Raw genomic sequence first — 20916 nt, 5'->3', positions numbered from 1 at the left:
GGGCTAGGTCGCCAGCAATGTGGTGATCTGATTGACGCTGACCACTTGCCCGCTCCAGATCATTTCATAGTGTGCGCTCTGGATGATTGAGGTCACGGGGCGCGGCGTCATCAGTGCCCAGCAGATGTGGCCGGCAGCGCGAACCGAGTGATAACGCAGGCCTGAGCATCCTGCGCCTCTGAGCTCCGCGCCCAGCCGGTGCGAGTGGGTGTAGTCGTCCGGAGCATAGATGGGGTCTGAAAGCGGCATGACCGTGGCGTCTCTCAACCCTGCTTCGCTGAAGCTGGCGGTCAGCCCTCTGAACACGAAGCGCTCATAGTTGAGCTCTGGCACTTTCGACCAATAGCGCTGCTGGTGGTGGCACACCTCGGCAATCGCGGTGTCCATGCTGTCCGCCAGGTACAGCACGCCGAAGCTGCCGTTGCTGAAGCGCGAACCGGCCGGGTTGACGTGGGTGAAGGGGGCCGTCGCATAGGAGCAGCCCGCGATGCCGAAGGGAATCTGATCGCGCGGGATCAGCTCCAGGCGACCAATTTCGTTCTGCAGCCGTGGATTGGTCAGCGCCTGGATCTGATAGAGGGCGTCGAAGTCCTCTGCATCGGCGACGTCATCGAACAGGGCGATGGGCGGAAACTTGGAATTGACCAGGCGGTAGGCTTGTACAGGGTGATCTTCCAGCAACGGAAGGTCGCTGAGCATTACCACTGGGCACCTCGCAGGGTGTCGATGCGCCGGAACGTTTCGTACAGCGAGATCATGTCCCCTTGTGCCATGACTTCCAGCGGCGCACGGCCGTTGAAGAACTCATTGTGGTTTTTCATCAGAGCAAAGCCGTAGACGTTGTCGGGATTGTCGAAAACCACGCGCAGTGCCGCATGGATATTCAACACCAGGCTGACGCGCTGCATCTGGTCGGCGTCCAGGCTCACTGTCCACGAAGCATCCTGCTGACTGGCACGGGTGTAGGTGCTGCGGGAAATACGCAGCACTCGGCAGGCCTGTTCGGGAGAGGCCTTCCACTTGTCGAGAATGTTCAGCGCAGCGCGCAAACCGGCGGCGCACTGGCTTTTCGAGAAGTCCTGAAGCTGGATGGCGGTAGCGGTCATGGGAAGCCCTCTTTAATCTACAGAGCAAAATATAGCATATTTGATTCTGTGGATAGTAAGTGCTCGCTCCGTTGCTCTTTTGCGCCTGCAACAGTCCGCTGAAACAATCGACCATCAACTTCGCTCCAACAGTTCCCGCAGGGCACGGGCGTCATAGGGCGCCCGCACCTTCACGTCGTTGTCGAAATAGCAGTAGACATCCCGTGGCCTTCGGCGGGGTGGGTGTGATGCATCGATCAGTTCGGCGTCGTCGGGCTGGCCACCGGCGGCCCAGGTTGCGATGCGCTGCTGCCAATGCTGCAGGGCTTCGGGCGAATAGCCGCTGACATAGAGTTCGGCATCGCCATGCAGGCGCAGGTAGAGAAAATCGGCGGTGATGTCTTCGGCATAGGGCCATTTGCCCGCGGTGTCCGCCACCACCAGGGCGACGCCACGTTGGCGCAGCAGCTCGATGAAGGCCGGATCGCAGAAACTGGCGTTGCGAATTTCCACGGCATGGCGCAGCGGGCGATCCTCCGTGGCATCCAGGTAGCCCGCCACGTGCAGGCGGGCGGAGGCGTGGCGGGCCAGGCTGCGCGCCTGATCGGTGTCTGCCGGCAGCTTGGCGAGAAAGTCGGCGAAGAGGCGTTCGTCGAAGCGAAAGCTGGGGGGAAATTGCCAGAGGATCGGGCCGAGTTTCTCCTTCATGCCCAGCAACCCAGAAGCGAAGAAGTTGGCCAGTGGCTCGTCGATGTCCAGCAGCCGGCGCACATGGGTGATGAAGCGCGGCGCTTTGACGCTGAAGACGAAGTCCTCTGGCGTTTGCGCTGCCCATTTGCGGTAACGCTCGGGTGTTTGCAGGCCGTAGAACGAGCCGTTGATCTCGATGCTGCTGACTGCGCGGGAGGCGAACTCCAGCTCGCGGCGCTGCACCAGGCCCTTGGGGTAGAAGTCGCCGCGCCAGGGCGCGTAGCGCCAGCCGGAAATGCCGATACGCACATCGCTCATGGCGCCACCTCCGGCAGGCGTGGGCAGCGCGGGTGGTGCAGGGCGGAAAAGGCCATGGGTGTTACCTCGCAACTCGCATGTGGCATTGGAGAGGCGCGAGGTGGCGGTCATTCGAGTCAATTTTTTCTGAACCGCAGGCCTTGGATGCGGCCACAACTCTATGAGTCTGCGCGGAGGAATTTCCAAATGCCCGGTGAAATCAGTCTGCTATTCATTGCGCTCGGCGTGATCATCATCCTGCTCGATCTGTGGGCCATCGTCAGCGTCTACCGCAGCGACAAGAGCGTGGAAGCCAAGGCGCTTTGGTCGCTGCTGATCGCCGTTATGCCGGTGCTGGGCCTGGGCCTGTGGGGGCTGTTCGGGCCACGCGGGATGAACCCACCGCCGTCCTCGCCGGAGCACAGCAAGTAAGACCCGATGGCCATGCCGGGAAGAGGAGGGGCGATGAGCGTTGAGATTTCAAAGGCGCCAGCCCTGTGCGCCGGCCATGCTCGATACGGAGACCTGCGTCATGCCTAGAGCTATCTGGAAGGGGGCCATCAGCTTCGGCCTGGTGCACATCCCGGTTGCACTGGTGACCGCCACCTCGACCCAGGGGGTGGACTTCGACTGGCTGGACAAGCGCAGCATGGATCCGGTCGGCTACAAGCGGGTGAACAAGGCCACCGGCAAGGAAGTGAGCAAGGAGAACATCGTCAAGGGCGTGGCCTACGAGAAAGGCCGCTACGTGGTGCTCAGCGAAGAAGAGATTCGCGAGGCGCACCCCAGGTCGACGCAGACCATCGATATCTTCGCCTTCGTCGACAGCGCGCAGATTCCCCTGCAGCACATCGACAAGCCCTATTACCTGGCCCCGGATCGCCGTGGCGAGAAGGTTTATGCGCTGCTGCGCGAGGCGCTGAGCTGCACCGACAAGGTGGCCCTGGCGCGCGTGGTGCTGCACACCCGTCAGCACCTGGCGGCTCTGATGCCCATCGAGTCGGCCATGGTGCTGGTGATATTGCGTTGGCCGAGCGAAGTGCGCGGGCTGGAGACACTGGAGCTGGACGATTCGGTGACCAAGCCCAAGCTGGCCAAGAGCGAGCTGGACATGGCCAAGCGCCTGATCAAGGACATGAGCGCCGACTGGCAGCCGGACGAATATCAGGACAGCTTCCAGGATCGCATCATGGCGCTGGTGGAGAAGAAGGCCAAGGCCGGCAAGATCGAGAACGTCGAGCAGGTCGAGGGCGAAGAGACCCGGCGCAGTGCCGATGTCATCGACCTGACCGAGCTGCTCAAGCGCAGCCTCGGCGGCAAGCCCGAGAGCAAGGCGAAAGCCAGGCCCAAGGCGAGCACGCCACGCAAGAGCCCCAAGACTGCACGCAAATAAGCCGGGATACCGACCATGGCCAGAGCGCAGAGCGAATACAACCGCAAACGCAATTTCGAGCAGACCAGCGAGCCCCGCGAGCAACCCCGCAAGCGCCGCAGCAAGGCCGGTGCGCTGCGCTTTGTGGTGCAGAAGCACGATGCGCGCCGCCTGCACTACGACTTTCGCCTGGAGCTGGACGGCACCCTGAAGAGTTGGGCGGTGCCCAAGGGGCCGAGCCTGGATCCCACGCAAAAGCGCCTGGCGGTGCATGTGGAAGACCACCCGCTGGATTACGCCAGCTTCGAGGGCAGCATCGCCGAAGGCAACTACGGCGCGGGCGACGTGATCGTCTGGGATCATGGCATCTGGCAGCCCCAGGGCGATCCGGCGGCCGCCTACAAGGCCGGAAAACTCAAGTTCACCCTGGTGGGCGAAAAGCTCGCCGGGGACTGGGCGCTGGTGCGCACACGTCTGCGTGGCAGTGGCGACAAGGAACAGTGGCTGCTGATCAAGGAGCGCGACGACACGGCGCGCTCCAGCGACGAGTACGACATCGTCGAGGCGCAGCCGCAGAGCGTGATAAGCGGTGCGCTGGTGGGTGGGCCGAGCAAGCTGGCCAGGCGCAAGAAGGCCACCAAGCCGGCGCCGCGCCGCGAGACGCCGGTGGAATTTCCCGACAGCCTGGCGCCACAACTGGCGACCCTGGCTGAGCGTCCGCCGGAAGGCGATTGGCTGTACGAGGTGAAGTTCGACGGTTACCGCATCCTGGCGCGGGTGCAAGGCGCTGAGGTGCGCCTGTTCACCCGCAATGGCCACGACTGGACGGAGCGTCTGCCGCAGCAGGCCAAGGCTCTGGCCAAGCTGGGCCTGAGCGATAGCTGGCTGGACGGCGAGGTGGTGGCCCTCAACGAGCAGGGCCTGCCGGATTTCCAGCAACTGCAGAACGCCTTCGACATTGGCCGCAGCCACGACCTTATCTACTACCTGTTCGATGTGCCGTTTCTCAACGGCGAAGACATGCGCGAGGTGCCCCTGGAAACTCGGCGAGCCGGGCTCAAGGCTGCGCTGGGTAGCACCCGGCGCAGCCCGCTGCGTTTCTCGGAGGCCTTCAGCGCCCATCACCGGGACATAATCGAGAGCGCCTGCGCCATGTCGCTGGAGGGCGTTATCGGCAAGCGCTCCGGCAGCCTCTACGTGTCGCGGCGCAGCGCCGACTGGATCAAGCTCAAGTGCCGGCTGCGTCAGGAGTTCGTGATCGTCGGCTACACCCAGCCGCAGGGCAGCCGCAGCGGTTTTGGCGCGTTGCTGCTGGCGGTGAACGAGGCGGATGGGTTGCGCTATGCCGGGCGGGTCGGCACTGGCTTCGGCGAAGCCGCGCTCAAGGCCCTGCACCAGCAGTTGCGCAAACTGGCGCGAGACGAGTCGCCACTCGACCGCAAACTTACCGCCGCCCAGGCCCGTGGTGTGAGCTGGGTCGAACCGCAACTGGTCGGCGAAGTGGAGTTCGCCGAATGGACCCGTGAGGGCATCGTGCGCCAGGCCAGCTTCATCGCCTTGCGCAGTGACAAGCCGGCGGCGCAGATCATTCGCGAGCACCCGCAGGCGCCAGGAGCGGCAGCGGAGAAATCGACAGCGAAGGCTGACGGTTCGCGCAAGGCATCCGCCAGGCCGCTGGTGGCTGGGGTGCCGATCAGCCATCCGCAGCGGGTGATCGACCCGGACAGCGGCACCACGAAACTTCAGCTCGCTCAGTTCTATGCGGATATCGCCGAGTGGCTGCTGCCCTATCTGCGCAATCGCCCGGTGTCGCTGGTGCGGGCGCCGGACGGGGTAGGGGGTGAACAGTTCTTCCAGAAGCACGCCGAGCGCCTGGCGATCCCCAACATCAAGCACCTCGACCCCAAGCTGGACCCAGGCCATGCCCGGTTGATGGAGATCGACAGCGTGTCGGCCCTGGTCGGTGCCGCGCAGATGGGCTGCATCGAGTTTCACCGCAGGGGCGCCACCAGTGACCGCATCGAAACGCCGGATCACTTCGTGCTGGACCTCGACCCGGACCCGGCGCTGCCGTGGCGCAGCATGCTGGAGGCGACTCGGCTGACCCTGGCCGTGCTCGACGAGCTGGGGCTGCAGGCCTTTCTCAAGAGCAGTGGCGGCAAAGGCATGCATATCATCGTGCCGCTTGCCCGGCACGCCGGCTGGGACAGGGTCAAGGGCTTCGCCAAGGCCCTGGCGCAGTTCATGGCCCGGCAGCTACCCGAGCGTTTCACCGCGACCTCGGGGCCGAAGAACCGGGTGGGTAAGATCTTCATCGACAACCTGCGCAACGGCCGTGGCGCCAGCACGGTATCGGCCTATTCGGTGCGCGCGCGACCCGGTCTGCCGGTATCGGTGCCGATCGCTCGGGACGAGCTGGATGGCCTGCGTAGCGCCCAGCAGTGGACGCTCGCCAATCTGCAGCAACGCCTCGAGGGGCTGCGCCAGGATCCCTGGGCCGGCTACGCCAACCGCCAGCGCCTGACCCGCGCCATGTGGGACAGGCTCGGTGCCGAGCCGCCATGAGCGGCGCAGCGGGCAGGCGTCACCGTGCAGATCGGTGCCAGACCGATGATTGCCGAAGTCATGCCCCTGCTCAGGCTCGTTTGCAGCGCTCCGCTAGACTTCGGCCGATTCGTTCCATCGCCGCCACCACCAGCGCAGCCGCGAGATGGGTTTGCCGTCGGCATCCAGTGGGCGGCCGTCCTCGGCGAAGCCCTGGCCTTCATCCAGTGGCTTGCCGTTGAGGTAGCGGCTGCGATGCGCGACCTGGCCGTTGCCATGGAAGCGCTGATAGAGGCCGTCACGCACGCCATCGCGGTACAGCTCCAGCTCGGCCAGGCTGCCGTCCGGGTAGTAGCTGCTGGCTTCGCCGTGCATCAAGCCTTGGCGGTAGGCGACCTTGCGCTGCAGCCAGCCTTCGGCGGCGAAGTACTGGGCCACGCCATGCAGGCGCCCGTCGGCGTAGGGCAGTTGTGCCGACACCTGGCCGTTGGGGTGGTAGAGGAGGCTGGGGCCGTGCAGCACACCATTGGCGTAGCCGAGCTGTGCCTGCGGGCGGCCGGCTTCCTGGATGCGCACCGGGCCGTCGAGGGCGCCGTCCTGCAATTTGCCCTGGAGGCGGCTGTCGCCACGGGTGAGGTCGAGGTTGCCGTTGGCCATGGGCGCCTCAGTTGACCTTCACCAGGCCGCCCTTGATGGTCAGCATGCCGCCGCCATCCACGGTCTGTTCGGCGGCGGCCTTGTTGGTAAGGCTGACGCCGGCGTCGTTGGTCAGGGTGGTGCCGGCTTTGTTGTCCAGGGAGGTGCCCGCCTGGTTGGTGAGCGAGGTGCCAGCCTTGTCGGTGAGCGCCATGCCGGCCTGGGTGGTGAGGTTCTTGTCGCTCTTGGCGGTGAGGTCGCCGCTGCTCTGCAGGGTGAGGGTGCCGGTGACCTTGATGGTGAGGTTGCCGTCCACGGTCAGCTCGTAGTTGCCGCTGACCTTGTGGCTGTAGTTGCCGCCGGTGCTGTGGGTCTGGTCGGCGCCGACGCTGACGGTACGGCTGTCCTTCACATCGAGGCTGTCGCTGCCGGTCTGGATGGTCACCGTGCGCTTGCCCTTTTCCAGGGTGATGGTCTCGTCGCCTTCCTTCACCGTGCGGGTGCGGGCGTTCTGTACCGTGAGGGTTTCGTCATGGCCGATGGTGGCGGTGCTGTCGTTGAGCACGTTGACGGTCATGTCCTTCTGCGCCTGGAGGAAGACTTCCTCGGCGTCCTTCTTATCCTCGAAACGCAGTTCGTTGAAGCCGCCACCGCCCTTGGAGGAGTTGGTCTTGATGCCGGACTGGGTCTGGTTGTCCGGCAGGGCGTAGGGCAGGGTGTTGTCGCCGTTGTAGACGCAGCCGGTGACCAGCGGGCGGTCCGGGTCGCCGTCGATGAAGGTGACGATCACTTCCTGGCCGATGCGCGGGATGAACTGCATGCCGAAGCCCTTGCCGCTCCAGGGCAGCACCACGCGCACCCAGCAGGACGAGGTCTCGTCGCTCTTGCCGTCGCGATCCCAGGGGAACTGGATCTTGATACGGCCGTACTGGTCGGTCCAGATTTCCTCGCCGGCCTTGCCCACCACCTGCGCGGTCTGGGTGTGCATGCGCGGCTTGGGCGTGAGCCGGGACGGGCGGTAGGCGGTGGTCTTGGGGATGGCCTCGAAGCGGTTGCGGTAGTGCTCGTGGCTGGCGTCATGAGTCACGGAGGTCACCACCCAGTCGATATTGAGGCTGGTGTCGTCATGCCCGGTGAGGGTGAACCAGTGGCCGGGCACCAGCCAGCGGCAGTCGCTCTCGCCGATCAGGCGCTTCTCCTGGCTGCGCAGCCCGTCCACGCGCTGCTTGGTCAAGGCATCGCCGCGCGCCTTGGCGATATAGCCGCCCGGGTGTTCATACATCGACAGCGGCCCGGCCACCGCTTCGGCATTGCTGTAGAGCGAGGTGGTGGGGGTGGTGAAGGCGTAGTCCGTGGCGCTGTACACCCCGCTCACCGCCTGCACGCTGTACTGCGCCGAGCGGATGCCATGCAGTTCACGCACGCCGATACCCTGGCCAAGGTAGGGCACCTTCGGCCCATTGGGAATCTGCACGAAGGCATCGCTGCTATCGCCCAGCACCAGCGTGTGCTTGCCGTCCTCATGGGTGAAGAACCAGAAGATGCCTTCCTCCTCCAGCAGCCGCGAGACGAAGGCAAAATCCGTCTCCCCGTACTGCACGCAATACTCGCGCGGCTCGTAGCTACCGGAGAGCGACAGCTTGAAGTCGGTAAAGCCATGGGCTTTGAAGATGGTGGTAACGATGTCGCTGGTGGAAAGGTTCTGGAACACCCGATTGTTGCTGGCCAGCGTCAGCCACCAGAGCCAGGGGCGCAACACCACCTGATAGCGGTCGGCCGTGGCATCGGCGGGGAGCTGGCGAATCTCCGCGACCAGCGCATCGAGGGGGCGCTGGTTGGCGTCGTTGTGCAGGGTGGCGGTGATATGCGTGGCCACGGCACTGCTCAAGGTCAGCGCCGTGGCGCTGTCGCCGTGGAGAGTCAGGCTGCCCAGCTCGTTCAACGCCTCGTCCCCGGAAAGCGCCTGGGGGTAAAGATCAGTCAGGGCGGAGGTGTTGAGGGAGAGGCTGGTTCCAGAGGCCTTCATATTCAGAGTCCCTTAACCAGGGCCGGACGCCAGGCCAGACTCAACTGACAGGCATGGTGTCCAGAACCTACATCATGGATATTGAACGCATCTTGAAAGCGCCCTTTTCCTTGCGCATCAGCATAAGCGCCAACGCCTCCCGGGCGTTGTTTGAGGCTGAGCGCGCCAGTGCCGTTACCCACGATGATGTGTATGTCGCAAGGCTCTAGCCGCACCTGCGCGTCTGGTGCTGAGTCCTGACATATCTGCACTAGCACGGTCAGGGTTTGCCATGAAATTTTGGTAAAGTTCTTTTCACCAATAACGGGAGTTCCTACAGCTCGGCCAGCCTCCTGCTCTTCTCCGGTCCACTCTTTTTTATCGTAAGCCGTAGCGCCAGTGCAGAGATTCACTCCCCCGGAGAACGCCAACAGGGAGTTATGCACCCGCTTTTCGGCATCCACCCAGTAAACGGTGCCAGCAATCACCAACGCCATGTCGAAATCTGCAGTCAACTTTTGCATAGCTTCGTCTAGCTGCAATTTTTCGTCTGCGCTCAGAGGCTGCGGATCTCTCAAGGTACCGTTGTGGAAATAGGTTTCGGGCCCAACGAATAGGCGGCAACCCCGTGCCAGTGAATCTTTGATAGCTTTCCCCATATTCCCCAAGCAGCTATCCAGGGTGCTGACTTCCCTCATGAAACCCGGGCCAGGGCAGTAGAGTTCAGTTCTCCAGCTAGTCCAGCTAACAGTCACTTTCGGCATGGCGGCTACCCACAATTCGTCGTTGGGCTGCATCGCTTTTATCTTGTTGTTGACTTCCGCAGGAGAAATACTGGTAGGCAATACATGTTGGGCTGAATTGACCAATGCTGAGGTCGAAGGGAGAGTTGGGCTTTTAGTGTCGAAATAATAAAAATCGAAACAGCAAGCCAGATTGCGAAGCGTGTTTTGCCATAAGCTTGTGACTAAACTGTGTTCGGAAATTCGCTCTAAGATCCCTGGGTCGCTAAAAATAAAGAATTTAAGCCTTGCCAATTATCTCGCTCCTGTCTAACGGCTGTTACGAGGTTTCAATCTGGTTGCGCCATGGCTTGCTCGGGTAATAGGGAGTGCATCACCAGATGCAGCATCTGCTACATGCTATCTAAATACAGGTATGATCTGTCTCTTTTTTCTAGGCAGAAAACACATCGAATAAAATAGGACGATGATCTGGCCCATTCATATCGAAATCATGCTCAAAATGGGTAATGTCGACAGGCGACACCCTCACATCCACCGAAGCGAGAACCCAATCTAGAATTCCGCCGCTCCTGTGCGTGGGTTTTCCGTTCCAGCAATCATGGGCAATTCCCGGTGAGTCCAATTCGCCTACCTTGGTAATGTCTAAGTTCAAGTCTCCAGTAGCGACCCAGCGCCCACCAAGTTGTGTGCAGGCATTTAACTGGCTCTTGGTTTGTTTGTTTTGTCCGGACTTGAAATGTGCAAGGAAGATGAGGCCGGAATAGCCATTAACGCCTTGGGCCTCTACAGCTATGAGATCACGATTTAAAGCAAATAAATTCCCTTGGCTGCTAATTGTCAGGGTGGCGCTTTTTTTACTCATGACAATGTAGCTGTTGGAGTAACCTCCTTTGTGGCGTCCTACGTTGTAGTCTCTGTAAATATCGCCAAGATTATTGATGTAGTTGTCTTCCTGAGCGGAGTGTACTTCGCATAGAAAGATTAGATCCGTTCCCAATTGGACGCAATGTGACACAAAAAAATCGACCTGCGACCTCTTTGCTAATGTTGAGGAAAGCCCGCTTTTTTCAATATTGAAGCTTGCGATTCGCATGTTCTATTGTCCTAGGAAAGATTTTTGGAAAAATTCACTTTGTTCGGAAAATCTATTGGCCAATGTCGAGTCTGCGAAGGTCTTTGATGATATAGATTTTTCGTCATGAAAAATGGGAGCTATAATGCATGAATGGGCGGCGCCTTCTGGGGCAAGTGTGATATTTATATGAAGAGTGTGCTCGCGTGGCCTATGACTCTTATCAGTATGTTCACCATTGTGGATCGCCGGCGAGAGCTGCTATGTCCGTACAGTTGTTGTTGGTCGCGCCACTGAATAAAGCCTGTACATAATTCCCGAACGCTGACTCTCCTATGTCGCTTGGGCGTTGGCCCGCACCGCTCCCGGTTGCGCGAGTGTCATCTGCTGGCAGGTCGATCCTGACTTCAAATTCTCTATGCATCCAGGGTTTGAAATGATCGATCCATGCGGCGCAATACGCACATGTCCTCTTTAGGCCGCCAACCCTGACTCTTCCAGTCTTTCTTGGCAATAAGTCCTTCGTGTGTGCGTATGCCAGCATTCGCATAAGTTTTAGTTCGGCGTGAACAGGTGTGGAGTCGTTTAGCAAATTGATTGCGTACTCGCCGTTGTAATTGGGTGAATAGTGGAAGTCAGTGGCAGCGGTTCGATTGAGTCCATTCAGCGCCGGCGCTCCGGTGAATTTTTTCAGGAACCAGGCTAGCTTTTGCTGGGTGTTTATAGTTGTTAGATTTGTAGTGGTAACCAGTACTTTGGCTCGGGCAGACTCCGTTGTGGACAGCGGTGCAATATGCCCTAGGCTTGAGGCTGCATAGGCCAAGGTAATACTGTCCTGGTCACTGAATTCTCCCTGATATGACCTGCCGACATCAGTGGGGCGGCTAGTGAAGGGAACAGTCAGCAACCAGTAACTGTAGCGTAGACAATCAATGAAGGTCGTATGGTTAGAAACACCGAATGCCCGAAAGAAATTGGCGATGGGGTGATGTTCTCCATGGTTACCGGCGATATAGAGTGAGTCGCGAAACTGCATGCACTGCACTTCCTCGATTGCCGTACCAGACCCCTCTCGAAGCTCAGCACCCCAGTCTCGCAGGCTTGCCGCTCGGCTGATAATGGTGGAGAAAAGAGTGAGATCCTTGGCGGTATAGTCCGGCATGGGCATCTGGAAACTCCTGGTTACTGATTCGCGGCGACCGCGTATCTACTTTCCTTGAATGTTTTTATCTTCTCGGGATAACGGTGTATTCACTCCAACACCCACTCCGCCAATTTCCCCGTCACCTGCGCCATCAGCACGTTCTCGATATCTCGTGCGCCCGCCGAGCTGCATTTGGCGAGCACGGCCTTGACGATGGCAGGGTCGAAGTCGAACTGTTTGCCGGTGGCGGCCTTGTAGCGTTCGCGCAGTTTTTCCAGCTTGGCCAGGACGATGCCTTCCAGCGTCGCTTCGTCCAGTGGGCGGTAGGGCACCACGGTCATGCGGGCCAGGAAGGCGGGGCGGAAGGCCTGTAGCAGCACCTTGCGCAGGCGTTCGTTGAAGGCGTCGCTGCCGAGCTGGTCGGTGGGGGTGTCCAGCACCAGTTCGGCGCCGACGTTGCTGGTGGCGAGCATCACGGTGTTCTTGAAGTCCACTACCAGGCCGGTGCCGTCTTCCATCACGCCCTTGTCGAAGACGTTGTAGAAGGCCTCCAGCACGTCGGGGTGGGCCTTTTCGATTTCGTCCAGCAGCACCACGGAGTAGGGCCGGCGGCGCACGGCTTCGGTGAGCACGCCACCAGTGCCGTAGCCGACGTAGCCGGGCGGGGCGCCCTTGAGCTGGCTGACGGTGTGGGCCTCCTGGTACTCGGAGAGGTTGATGCTGATGAGGTTGCGCTCACCGCCGTAGAGAGCGTCGGCCAGGGCGTAGGCGGTTTCGGTCTTGCCGACGCCGGTAGGGCCGACCAGCAGGAACACACCCACCGGCTTGGCCGGGTCGGTCAGGCCGGCGCGGTAGGCCTGGATGCGCTGGGCGATGGTGGCCAGGGCGCTGTTCTGGCCCATGACCCTCTGCCCCAGGCGCTGGCCGAGGGTGCGCACAGCGTAGGCTTCATCGGAAAGCATCTTGCCGATGGGGATGCCAGTCCAACCGGCAATCACGGCGGCCACGGTGCGTGAGTCCACCTGTTCGGGCACCAGCGGGTCGTCCTGGCGGATGGCGTCGAGGCCGGCCTCCAGGCGCGCCAGTTCGGCGGCCAGATGGTCGATGCGCTCGTCCACGGCCTCGTCGGGCTGGCTGGTATCGGCGCTTTCGCTCAGGGCCAGCAGCTCGCGGCGGGCCTCCAACAGTTCACGCACGGCTTCGCGTTCTTCGCCCCAGCGGGTTTCCAGTTCACGAATGGCGCTGCGGTTGCTGGCGGATTCCTGCTCCAGGGCGGTGATGCGTTCGCGGTGGTCGAGGCCGGTGGTCTGTTCACGGCGCAGGCGTTGCAGTTCTTCGCTCACCGCTACTTCGCGGTGGCGCAGGCTTTCCAGCGGTGGCGGTACGTCGTGCTGGCCGAGGGATACACGGGCGCAGGCGGTGTCGAGCACGCTGATAGCCTTGTCCGGCAACTGGCGGCCAGAAATGTAGCGGTGGGAGAGCTTGACCGCGTCCTGAATGGCGCTATCGAGCACCTGCACGCCATGGTGCTGTTCCAGCTTGGCGGCGACGCCGCGCAGCATTTCCACAGCGGTGGCCTCGTCGGGTTCTTCCACCTGCACCAGTTGGAAACGGCGGGCCAGGGCCGGGTCTTTCTCGAAGTACTTCTTGTATTCCAGCCAGGTGGTGGCGGCGAGGGTGCGCAGTTCGCCACGGGCCAGGGCCGGTTTGAGCAGGTTGGCGGCGTCGCTACCGCCCTCGCTGCCACCGGCGCCGATCAGGGTGTGGGCCTCGTCGATGAACAGGATGATCGGCTGTTCGCTGCCTCGCACCGCATCGATCACGCCCTTGAGGCGCTGCTCGAATTCGCCCTTGACCCCGGCACCGGCCTGCAGCAGGCCGAGGTCAAGTACGCGCAGGATGACGTTCTGCAGCGGCGGCGGCACGTCGCCGGCAGCGATGCGCAGGGCCAGGCCTTCGACCACGGCGGTCTTGCCGACACCGGGGGCGCCGACCAGGATCGGGTTGTTCTGCCGACGGCGCAGGAGGATGTCGATGCTCTGGCGAATCTCGCCGTCGCGCCCGACTATGGGGTCGATGCGCCCGGCGCGGGCATCGGCGGTGAGATCCTGGGTGTACTGGTCGAGCACGCTGTCCTGCGCGGCATCCTGGGCGGGGCGGGCCTTGCCTGCCGGGCCGGTGCCACCGCTGTACTCGCGGGAGGCTTGCGTCCACTCCAGCAAGTTGGCGCGAAGGGCTTCGCGGGGGATGCGCAGCAGTGAGGAGGCGCTGTTGAGCAGCAAGCTGCGGCGCTCGTCGCGGTCGAGCAGGGCGAGCAGCAGCAGGCCGGAGCGGATGCTCGCCTGGCCCTGCACGCTGGCCTGCACCACGGCGTCTTCCAGCAGGCCGATGGTCTGGGCAGAGAGGGCGGGGGTACGGGTGCTCCCGGCCTTGAACAGCTCCAGGGCGCGGTTGATCTCGGTGGCTACGCTGTCCCGTTCCAGACCGAAGCGCGGCAGCAGGTAGGCGAAATCGCCGCCTTCGATGTCGAGCAGCTCCAGCAGCAGGTGCTCGATCTCCACGTAGTGATGGCTGCGTTGCAGGCAGCGTTGCGCGGCGCGTTCCAGTGCGCGGCGGCTGTCTGCGTTGAGGCGACCGATCAGCCCGGCGAGTTCCATCAGCGCATCTCCTTGTGGCGCAGGCGGGTGTCGATGCGTTGCAAGGTGGTCGCCCCCGCGCGTTGCAGGCCGCCGCTCCAGCGCAGGCGCGGCGGTTGTTGGCGATCCAGGCGCAAGGGGTTGCCGGGGCGCACCAGCAGGCGCAGATGGCAGTCGGTATCCGGGCCGAGATAGAAGCTGGCCAGATCCGCCAGGCGTTCATGCTGTTCGCCTCCGGGCAGATAGGCCGACGCCTGCTCCGCTGCTAGCGGGCCGAGGGTCAGGCGGATACCGGCGTGCTCGTCCCAGACTCGGGTGCCGGCGACGGCGTTGCGGCCCAGGCCGAGATTGCGCCCGCCGCGTTGCAGGCGGCTGCGGCTGGCCGGCGGAATCTCGCGCCAGGCACCCTGGTAGGCGTCATAGTCCACGGTCACGCCGAACTGATGCCTTACCAGCACGGCGAAGCCGGCCAGGGAACGGCGTGGGCCATGCAGCAGGGCGGTGCGGGTGGTGATGGCGGTATCCGGTAGGGCCATGCGCCCTTGCAGGCCACGGGGCAACAGACCGCTCAGGGCCTGCAGCAGGTGGCGTGCCGGAGCCTGCTCTGGGCGCTGAAAGCCCAGGGCCAGGCGATGACGTCCGAGCACCCGGTAGAGCTGGGCGAGCAGGCGGTTGTGGAACAGGTCAAGGAAGTCTGCCGGGGCATGATCCTTGAGGCGGGCGCGTTGCTGCAGCCATTCCTGATAGGCGTAGGGCAGCGGGCCGTCGGGGCCGCCCAGGCCGAACACGGCGGTGCTCAGGGTGAGCGGCTCGCCGGGGCGCTCTTCCAGGCGCGTTACCTGGCTGGCGGCGAAAGTCGGCGTCAGTGGGCCGCGCAGGCGCACGGCCTCAGCCTCGGGGCTGCTGCCCAGACCGAGCGGCGTGGCATCGGGGCGCTCGCGTTCCAGCAACAACAGGGCCTGGAGGAACTCGAAGGCCTGAGGGGTCTGGCGCAGGCGCTGGCTCAGAGGTTCAGCGGCTTGCCGGCCTGGGGCTGCCATGTCCGTACCTCCTTGTCGTGATCCACCAGCACCGTGCGCACGAAGCGGTTGGGTGTGGCATAGAGGGAGAAGAATTGCGCCAGCACGGCGGAGAACAGCACGGCGCTGCTACCGGCGAAATGCTCCGCATCCAGGCGGATGCGTACTTCCAGGCCATTGCGCCAGCCACGCCAGGCGTCTTCACCGACCCGCGCCACCACGCGCTCGCAGGTCAGCTCCAGCAGGCCTTCCACCTGGCGCCTTGGCCCGGCTTCGTCGCGCAGGTTGTGCAGGTGGAGCATTTCGCGCAGTGCTTCGAGGGCGTCGGGGCCTTCCACCAGGGAAAGGTGGTTGAGGCTCAGTTGCGAGACCAGGCGCCAGCGCGAGGGGCCGGACAGTCGGGGCAGGCTCTGCACGCTGGGCGTGCTCAACAGGCTGGCCAGAGCTACCGGCCCTGGGCGCTCGAAGCCCAGGCGGGTGCCAGCGGGCAGTTGCTCGGCCAGGTGCCGGCTGGTGCACAGCAGCTCGGCGGTCAGGCTGTATTCGGGGGCGTCCTGCAGCGGGTCGAACGCGGTGTCCACCAGGCTCAGCAACAGGTCGCTGCCGGGTCGCGTGGGGTTCAGGCCCTGCACACGGCGCGCATGCCAGTACAGGCCTGCGTCGCCATGGTCATGCCCGTAATAAGCCGGTACTCGGCGCACGCCCTGCGGCGTGGCGGCGCGCAGGCTGCGGATGCTGTAGATCTCCACGCTGCTTTCGCGGTGGGCATCGGCCACCAGGCGGTATTCGCTGCGGCTGCCGTCCGGGCGCAGAGGCTCTGAGGTGCGGGGGAACAGGTTGATCGCCGGGGTGCAGCCCAGGCGTAGTTCGCTGGCCTGCAGGTGCGGTCGGCCCACGGGGGCGCGGTCGAAGGCGATCACCAGTTGGCAAATGCGACCGCCTTGCGTCGGTGGCAGCAATGGCAGGTCGAAGAAGGCGAACTTGTCGGGGAAGGCGAAGTACTCGGCCAGCAGACGCAGGCCGGGATGCTGAGCATCCTCATCGGGCAGCAGCGCCTGGTCGTCGGCGAAACCCACCGGCGAGGGCATTGCACTCACCGGCTGCAGCGGCTGGCCGGGGGCACCGCTCCAGAGCCCCAGGCAGTGAGCGGCGAGCAGGTCGTAGAGAATGGCATTGGTCATCGGCGACGCCGCCAGGTGCACGCGCAGGCTGCGCACCGGTAATTGCGCCCAGTCGAATTCACCCAGGCATTCCAGGCTCAGGCGCAGGGCGGAGCGGGCCAAGGGGTGGCCGGTGAACGCCACCGCCGCGTCGCCATCGAGCAGGGTGGCCTCACGGATACGCAGCGGCCATAGCTCGACCTGCGCACTGGTGCGCCAGTGCACGCTGGCCTGGTCGCGGGTGGTGACGAACAAAGGGGTATCGCGTGGCAGGGTATAGCCTTCGGCGAGGTTGCCCTGGGTCGCGTCCGGCTCGAACTGCACGATGGCACAGGACGGTAGGGGGCGCAGGGCCAGGGGATAGAGCTGCTCCAGCAGCGCATCGCTGAATTCGGCGTAGTCGTCGTCAAGGCGCCGGTGCAGCCGTGCGGTGAGCAGGGCGAAGCCTTCCAGCAGACGTTCGACGTGCGGGTCGGGGCATTCCCCGGGTGCCAGTTCCAGGCGCCTGGCCACCTTGGGATGACGGCGCGCGAAGCCTGTGCCGGCGTGGCGCAGCCAGGTCAGTTCGCGCTGGTAGTAGTCGAGCAGTTCGGCATCAATCGAGTCGCTCATGGCGCACCTCCATGCCGGCTTCGCCAGGTGCCAGCAGGAAGACTGCCGGCCAGCTAGCTTGGCCGCTGCGCAGGTGCCCGGCCAGGCGGATGTTCAGGCGCTGAGGTTGCCCGGGCATGGCCTCGACATCGACCGCGCTGAGCTGCAGGCGCGGCTCGAAGTGCTGCACGGCGGCGCGCACCTCGCGCAGCAGCAAGCGCCGATCATCGGCGCGCAAGGCCTGCAGGGCGGCCCAGTCGGCGATGCCGTAGTCGAGCAGGGTGAGTGCTCGACCGGCAGTGCGTTGCGGGCGACGGGTATTGAGCAAACGCAGCAACTCCTGGCGGACGGACTCGGCCAATGCCTCGTGGTTGAAGTCCGGCGCCTCGTCCTCCTGGGTGCAGAGGCGCTCGAACAGGGGGGCGCGCACGTCTGGTTTTCCTTACTTGACGAGTTTGTTGGCGGCCAGATCCCAGGTGGAAGCCGCGGTGCCTTCCTTGGTGCCATCGTCCTTCTGCGCGGTGAGCTCCCATTTGATCTTGGTGAAGTTCAGCGACAGGGTTTCCACCGGCTTGCCACCCGCACCACCGCTGACGCTGACGTTGGAGAGCACCACGTTGTCGAGGGTGTAGATGATGAACGGCAGCAGCTTGCCGTCGCCCTCGGCAGCGTTGCGGCCAATGGTGATGGTGGCCTTGGTGATGGGCTTGCCGGCGCAGCAGTATTCGTTGAGTGAGGGGGTAGAGGTGTCGACGAACTTGGTGACGGTGAACTCACCGATGTGCGGCTTGCCGGAGGTGCGCTCCGAGTTGCTGACGTCGTTGGTGACCTGCATCGCCACGTTGTGGCTGTAGGACATCAGTTCGATCTTGTCGGTGTAGCCCTCGAGCAGACTGTCGCCTTTGATGTCGTCGCCGAGGTCGAGAATGATGGCATCCATCGCGGATAACTCCTGGGTCTGGAAACGGGGTGAATCATGATTGGGAGAGGCCCCCGTCGAACGTGCCGACGGGGAGCGTCAGATCAAGCGGCCACCGGCGGCGGTAGGCTGGCCACCAGGCGGATCGAGGCAGTCAGTTCTTCCAACTGGAAGTGTGGGCGCAGGAACACCGTGGCGCGGTAGACGCCCGGCTTGCCGGCGACTTCCGAGACGTCCACGCGGGCTTCGCGCAGCGGGTACTGGGCCTTGATCTCCTGCGGCGCGTTGTCGTTGATCAGCACGTAGTCCGCGATCCAGTTGTTGAGGTAGGTCTGCACGTTGTCGCGGGTCATGAAGCTGCCCACCTTGTCGCGCATGATCACCTTGAGGTAGTGGGCGAAGCGCGAGGCCGCCAGCACGTAGGGCAGCATGGCCGAGATGCGCGCGTTGGCGTTGGCTTCGTTGGTGTTGTAGAGCTTGGCCTTGTTGGTGGTCTGGCCGCCGAAGAACACGGCCATGTCGGTGTTCTTCTTGTGGCACAGGGAGATGAAGCCGAGGTCGTTGAGCTCCTTCTCGCGGCGGTCGGTGATCGCCACCTCGGTCGGGCACTTGAGCGACAGGTCGCCGGACAGGGTGCGGAAGGTGTGCGCCGGCAGGCCTTCCACCGCGCCACCGCCTTCGGCACCACGGATCGCTGCGCACCAGCCGTATTTGGCGAAGGCCGTGGTGATGCGAATGGCCATCAGCCAGGCGGCGTTGCCCCAGAGATACTTGGAGTGGTCGGTGCCGTTGACGTCCTCGACGTAGTCCATGCCTTCCACCGGTTTGGTGTCCGGGCCGTAGGGCAGGCGCAGGAGGAAGTTCGGCAGCACCAGGGAGACGTAGCGCGAGTCTTCGCTCTCACGGAAGCTGCGCCACTTGATCAGCTCCAGGCTCTCGAAGATCTTGCTCAGGTCGCGCGGCACGGCCAGCTCGGTAAAGCTGTTCATGTCGAACAGTTTGGGGCTGGCGGCGGCGATGAAGGGGGCGTGGGCCGCAGCGGCAACGTTGGAGAGTTTCTCCAGCAACGCGACATCCTGCGGGTGGCGGCCGAAGTTGTAGTCGCCTACCAGCAGGCTGAAGGGATGGCCGCCGAAGGTGCCGTATTCCTCTTCGTAGATCTTCTTGAACAGCGCGCTCTGGTCGAATTCGACGGCTTTTTCCAGGTCGTTCTGCAGCTCCTTCTGGGTGACGTTGAGCAGGCGCAGCTTCAGACGAGTGCTGGTCTCGGTCTGATCCACCAGCATGTGCAGGCCGCGCCAGGAAGCTTCCAGCTTCTGCAGGTCGGGGTGGTGCAGCACCTCGTTGAGCTGGTCGCTGATCAGCTTGTCGATCTGGCTGATGCGGTCGTTGATCATGGCCACGGTGTCCTTGTCGATGGCCATGCCTTCGTCGAGCACCTGGGTGGCGAATTCCGCGAGCATGTCGCGGGCGTAGTCCTGCTGGCTCTCGTCGTGGGCCATGCGGCCCTCGGCGATGATGCGGTCGAGCAGGGTCAGGGTCTGGGTCGTGCTCTCGCTGGATGCACCGGCTTCTGTTGCCATTTCGCTATCTCCGGAAATTCAGGAAGGGATCAGGCCTGGGGTTCGGCCGGTGCTTCGCCGTCATCGGCGGCTGCGGCTGGCGCTTCGTCTTCGGGGCGCGCCGACTTGATCTCCTGCAGCCCTTCGGTGTTGCTCACCACCTCCTGCAGCAACTGATCGAGATTGTCGTTGCCATCCAGCTTGGTGAGCAGGTCGCGCAGGCGCTGGCGGGCTTCGTAGAGACGCCGCAGTGGGGTGATCTGCTTGACGATGTTGACCGGGTCGAAGTCGTCGAAGTGACGGAAGCGCAGCTCGACGTTGAGCTTGCTGCCGTCGCCGCTGATGGTGTTTTCCACCTGCAGGGTGCTGCGCGGTTCGATGGACGCCAGCACCTCGTTGAAGTTGTCGCGGTCGATTTCCGTGAAGCGACGTTCCAGCAGCTTGGGCAGGGGGTTTTCCGGCTTGCCGGAAAGGTCGGCGAGGATGCCGACCACGAGGGGCAGTTCCTTCTTCTCGATGGCGTTGCCGATCTCGACGTCGTAGGTGATCTGAACGCGGGGCGGACGGATGCGATCCAGTTTGTGTTGCGTACTTTCGGCCATGTCGGTTGAGCTCCGGGACGTTACCTGGAGCGCATGCAGCGGACGGATTCCGTGCTCGCACTCCCTTGCTGGATCACGGCTGGACAGTCTGACCGGGTGGCAACCCTGTCCCTGGCGATCCTTTCAGGTTCATCTACACGACGAACTTTCATAGACGCTAGAACAGGTCTATAAATTTGCAAATGCAAAATCTACGGTGGACTTTCATGACACAGGGACGTTCGATCCTGCGCTGTATTTCCCTCTTTTCGCTCATGAGCCTGACACTCATCGGCTGTTCTTTTTTCGGTGGCGAGAAGGTCAAGCTCGACAGTCTGGTGCTGGACGTGGCCGAAGGCGCCAATGACGACACACCTATCGCCGTGGACTTCGTGCTGGTCACCGACCCCGACCTGTTCAAGCTGCTGTCCGCGGTCAATGCCCGACAGTGGTTCAGCGAGCGCGAGCAGTACCGACGCGACTACCGTCAGCAGTTTTCAATCTGGAGCCTGGAGCTGGTGCCAGGGCAGTTTCGCGAGGTACGCGACTTCCCCTTCGATGGGCAGGAGGCGGCTGGACTTTTGGTATTCGCCGGCTATAACACTCCAGGCGCGCATCGTTTGCGCCTGAACGAGCCAGGCCGGGTGTGGCTGCGTTTCGATAGCAGGGAAATGCGTCTTCTGAGCGAACGAAGCCGTTAACAGGCCGTTGAAAAGCGTAGGCGAGACAGGCAAGACAATACCGATGGCGGCCCCGCAAAAACAGCCGAAAAAGCGCAGTTTACGTGTTGTAAATGAGCATTTTGAGGCCGTTTTTAACGCAGTATTGCCAACGTAGGTAGTTTTTCAACAGCCTGT

General features: G+C 63.0%; 19 protein-coding genes. 4 read left to right on the top strand and 15 right to left on the bottom strand.

Annotation, left to right across the window (positions count from 1 at the left end; genetic code table 11):
• Window positions 1-3: 3 nt before the first annotated feature.
• From PVE35_RS11915 to PVE35_RS11905, 3 genes are all read right to left on the bottom strand, one after another.
• The gene (locus PVE35_RS11915) at window positions 4-699 is read right to left on the bottom strand and encodes an RES family NAD+ phosphorylase (protein WP_277374749.1); all 696 of its coding nucleotides are present in this window, start codon (window positions 697-699) and stop codon (window positions 4-6) included.
• Window positions 699-1106, bottom strand: coding sequence for an antitoxin Xre-like helix-turn-helix domain-containing protein (locus PVE35_RS11910; protein ID WP_268183921.1), 408 nt, complete (start codon window positions 1104-1106; stop codon window positions 699-701). Before PVE35_RS11910 ends, PVE35_RS11915 begins: the two co-directional genes overlap by 1 nt.
• 114 nt (window positions 1107-1220) lie before the next feature.
• Window positions 1221-2093 carry a DUF72 domain-containing protein gene (locus PVE35_RS11905; RefSeq protein WP_277374748.1) on the bottom strand — a complete coding sequence of 291 codons (873 nt, stop codon included), beginning with the start codon at window positions 2091-2093 and terminating at the stop codon, window positions 1221-1223.
• 186 nt (window positions 2094-2279) lie between these two features.
• Between PVE35_RS11905 and PVE35_RS11900 the strand changes: the two genes are divergently transcribed.
• The 3 genes from PVE35_RS11900 (at window position 2280) to ligD (ending at window position 6009) form a co-directional block, all read left to right on the top strand.
• Complete coding sequence (locus PVE35_RS11900; RefSeq protein ID WP_277374747.1) at window positions 2280-2504, top strand: PLDc N-terminal domain-containing protein; 225 nt, start codon at window positions 2280-2282, stop codon at window positions 2502-2504.
• Between the two features lie 100 nt (window positions 2505-2604).
• A complete protein-coding gene (locus tag PVE35_RS11895) occupies window positions 2605-3465 on the top strand; it encodes a Ku protein (RefSeq protein WP_277374746.1) in 861 nt (286 codons plus the stop codon).
• A 15-nt stretch (window positions 3466-3480) separates the two neighbouring features.
• Window positions 3481-6009 carry a DNA ligase D gene (gene ligD, locus PVE35_RS11890; protein WP_277374745.1) on the top strand — a complete coding sequence of 843 codons (2529 nt, stop codon included), beginning with the start codon at window positions 3481-3483 and terminating at the stop codon, window positions 6007-6009.
• 93 nt (window positions 6010-6102) lie between these two features.
• On the opposite strand, the gene PVE35_RS11885 is transcribed toward ligD, so the two are convergent.
• The 12 genes from PVE35_RS11885 to tssB all read right to left on the bottom strand — a co-directional run bounded on the left by PVE35_RS11885 (window position 6103) and on the right by tssB (window position 20080).
• Window positions 6103-6645 carry a toxin-antitoxin system YwqK family antitoxin gene (locus PVE35_RS11885; RefSeq protein ID WP_277374744.1) on the bottom strand — a complete coding sequence of 181 codons (543 nt, stop codon included), beginning with the start codon at window positions 6643-6645 and terminating at the stop codon, window positions 6103-6105.
• A gap of 7 nt (window positions 6646-6652) precedes the next feature.
• Window positions 6653-8650 (bottom strand): type VI secretion system tip protein VgrG, encoded by a 1998-nt coding sequence (tssI, locus tag PVE35_RS11880; RefSeq protein WP_277374743.1) that lies wholly within the window; start codon window positions 8648-8650, stop codon window positions 6653-6655.
• A 2-nt stretch (window positions 8651-8652) separates the two neighbouring features.
• Window positions 8653-9666 carry a hypothetical protein gene (locus tag PVE35_RS11875; RefSeq protein ID WP_277374742.1) on the bottom strand — a complete coding sequence of 338 codons (1014 nt, stop codon included), beginning with the start codon at window positions 9664-9666 and terminating at the stop codon, window positions 8653-8655.
• 139 nt (window positions 9667-9805) lie between these two features.
• Window positions 9806-10468: an endonuclease/exonuclease/phosphatase family protein gene (locus tag PVE35_RS11870; RefSeq protein ID WP_268183937.1), complete on the bottom strand. Its 663-nt coding sequence runs from the start codon at window positions 10466-10468 to the stop codon at window positions 9806-9808.
• Between the two features lie 211 nt (window positions 10469-10679).
• Window positions 10680-11615 carry a hypothetical protein gene (locus PVE35_RS11865; RefSeq protein ID WP_268183939.1) on the bottom strand — a complete coding sequence of 312 codons (936 nt, stop codon included), beginning with the start codon at window positions 11613-11615 and terminating at the stop codon, window positions 10680-10682.
• Window positions 11616-11698: 83 nt separating this feature from the next.
• Window positions 11699-14248, bottom strand: a complete 2550-nt coding sequence (tssH, locus tag PVE35_RS11860; protein WP_277374741.1) for a type VI secretion system ATPase TssH — start codon at window positions 14246-14248, stop codon at window positions 11699-11701.
• Window positions 14248-15267: a type VI secretion system baseplate subunit TssG gene (gene tssG / locus PVE35_RS11855; protein ID WP_277374740.1), complete on the bottom strand. Its 1020-nt coding sequence runs from the start codon at window positions 15265-15267 to the stop codon at window positions 14248-14250. The genes tssH and tssG overlap by 1 nt, the downstream gene beginning before the upstream one ends.
• Window positions 15231-17018 (bottom strand): type VI secretion system baseplate subunit TssF, encoded by a 1788-nt coding sequence (gene tssF, locus PVE35_RS11850; protein ID WP_277374739.1) that lies wholly within the window; start codon window positions 17016-17018, stop codon window positions 15231-15233. Before tssF ends, tssG begins: the two co-directional genes overlap by 37 nt.
• Window positions 17002-17427 (bottom strand): type VI secretion system baseplate subunit TssE, encoded by a 426-nt coding sequence (gene tssE / locus PVE35_RS11845; RefSeq protein WP_268183949.1) that lies wholly within the window; start codon window positions 17425-17427, stop codon window positions 17002-17004. Before tssE ends, tssF begins: the two co-directional genes overlap by 17 nt.
• Window positions 17428-17439: 12 nt before the next feature.
• Window positions 17440-17937, bottom strand: coding sequence for an Hcp family type VI secretion system effector (locus tag PVE35_RS11840; RefSeq protein ID WP_268183951.1), 498 nt, complete (start codon window positions 17935-17937; stop codon window positions 17440-17442).
• A gap of 83 nt (window positions 17938-18020) precedes the next feature.
• Window positions 18021-19499: a type VI secretion system contractile sheath large subunit gene (gene tssC, locus PVE35_RS11835; RefSeq protein WP_268183953.1), complete on the bottom strand. Its 1479-nt coding sequence runs from the start codon at window positions 19497-19499 to the stop codon at window positions 18021-18023.
• A 29-nt stretch (window positions 19500-19528) separates the two neighbouring features.
• The gene (gene tssB / locus PVE35_RS11830; protein ID WP_277374738.1) at window positions 19529-20080 is read right to left on the bottom strand and encodes a type VI secretion system contractile sheath small subunit; all 552 of its coding nucleotides are present in this window, start codon (window positions 20078-20080) and stop codon (window positions 19529-19531) included.
• Between the two features lie 206 nt (window positions 20081-20286).
• Between tssB and PVE35_RS11825 the strand changes: the two genes are divergently transcribed.
• Window positions 20287-20760, top strand: a complete 474-nt coding sequence (locus PVE35_RS11825) for a type VI secretion protein (RefSeq protein WP_268183957.1) — start codon at window positions 20287-20289, stop codon at window positions 20758-20760.
• Window positions 20761-20916 lie beyond the last annotated feature (156 nt).

This window comes from Pseudomonas sp. AA-38 (assembly GCF_029457475.1).
Lineage (GTDB): Bacteria > Pseudomonadota > Gammaproteobacteria > Pseudomonadales > Pseudomonadaceae > Aquipseudomonas.
Note: the sequence above shows the minus strand (reverse complement) of the source record. Positions and strands in the feature narration are given on the sequence as shown.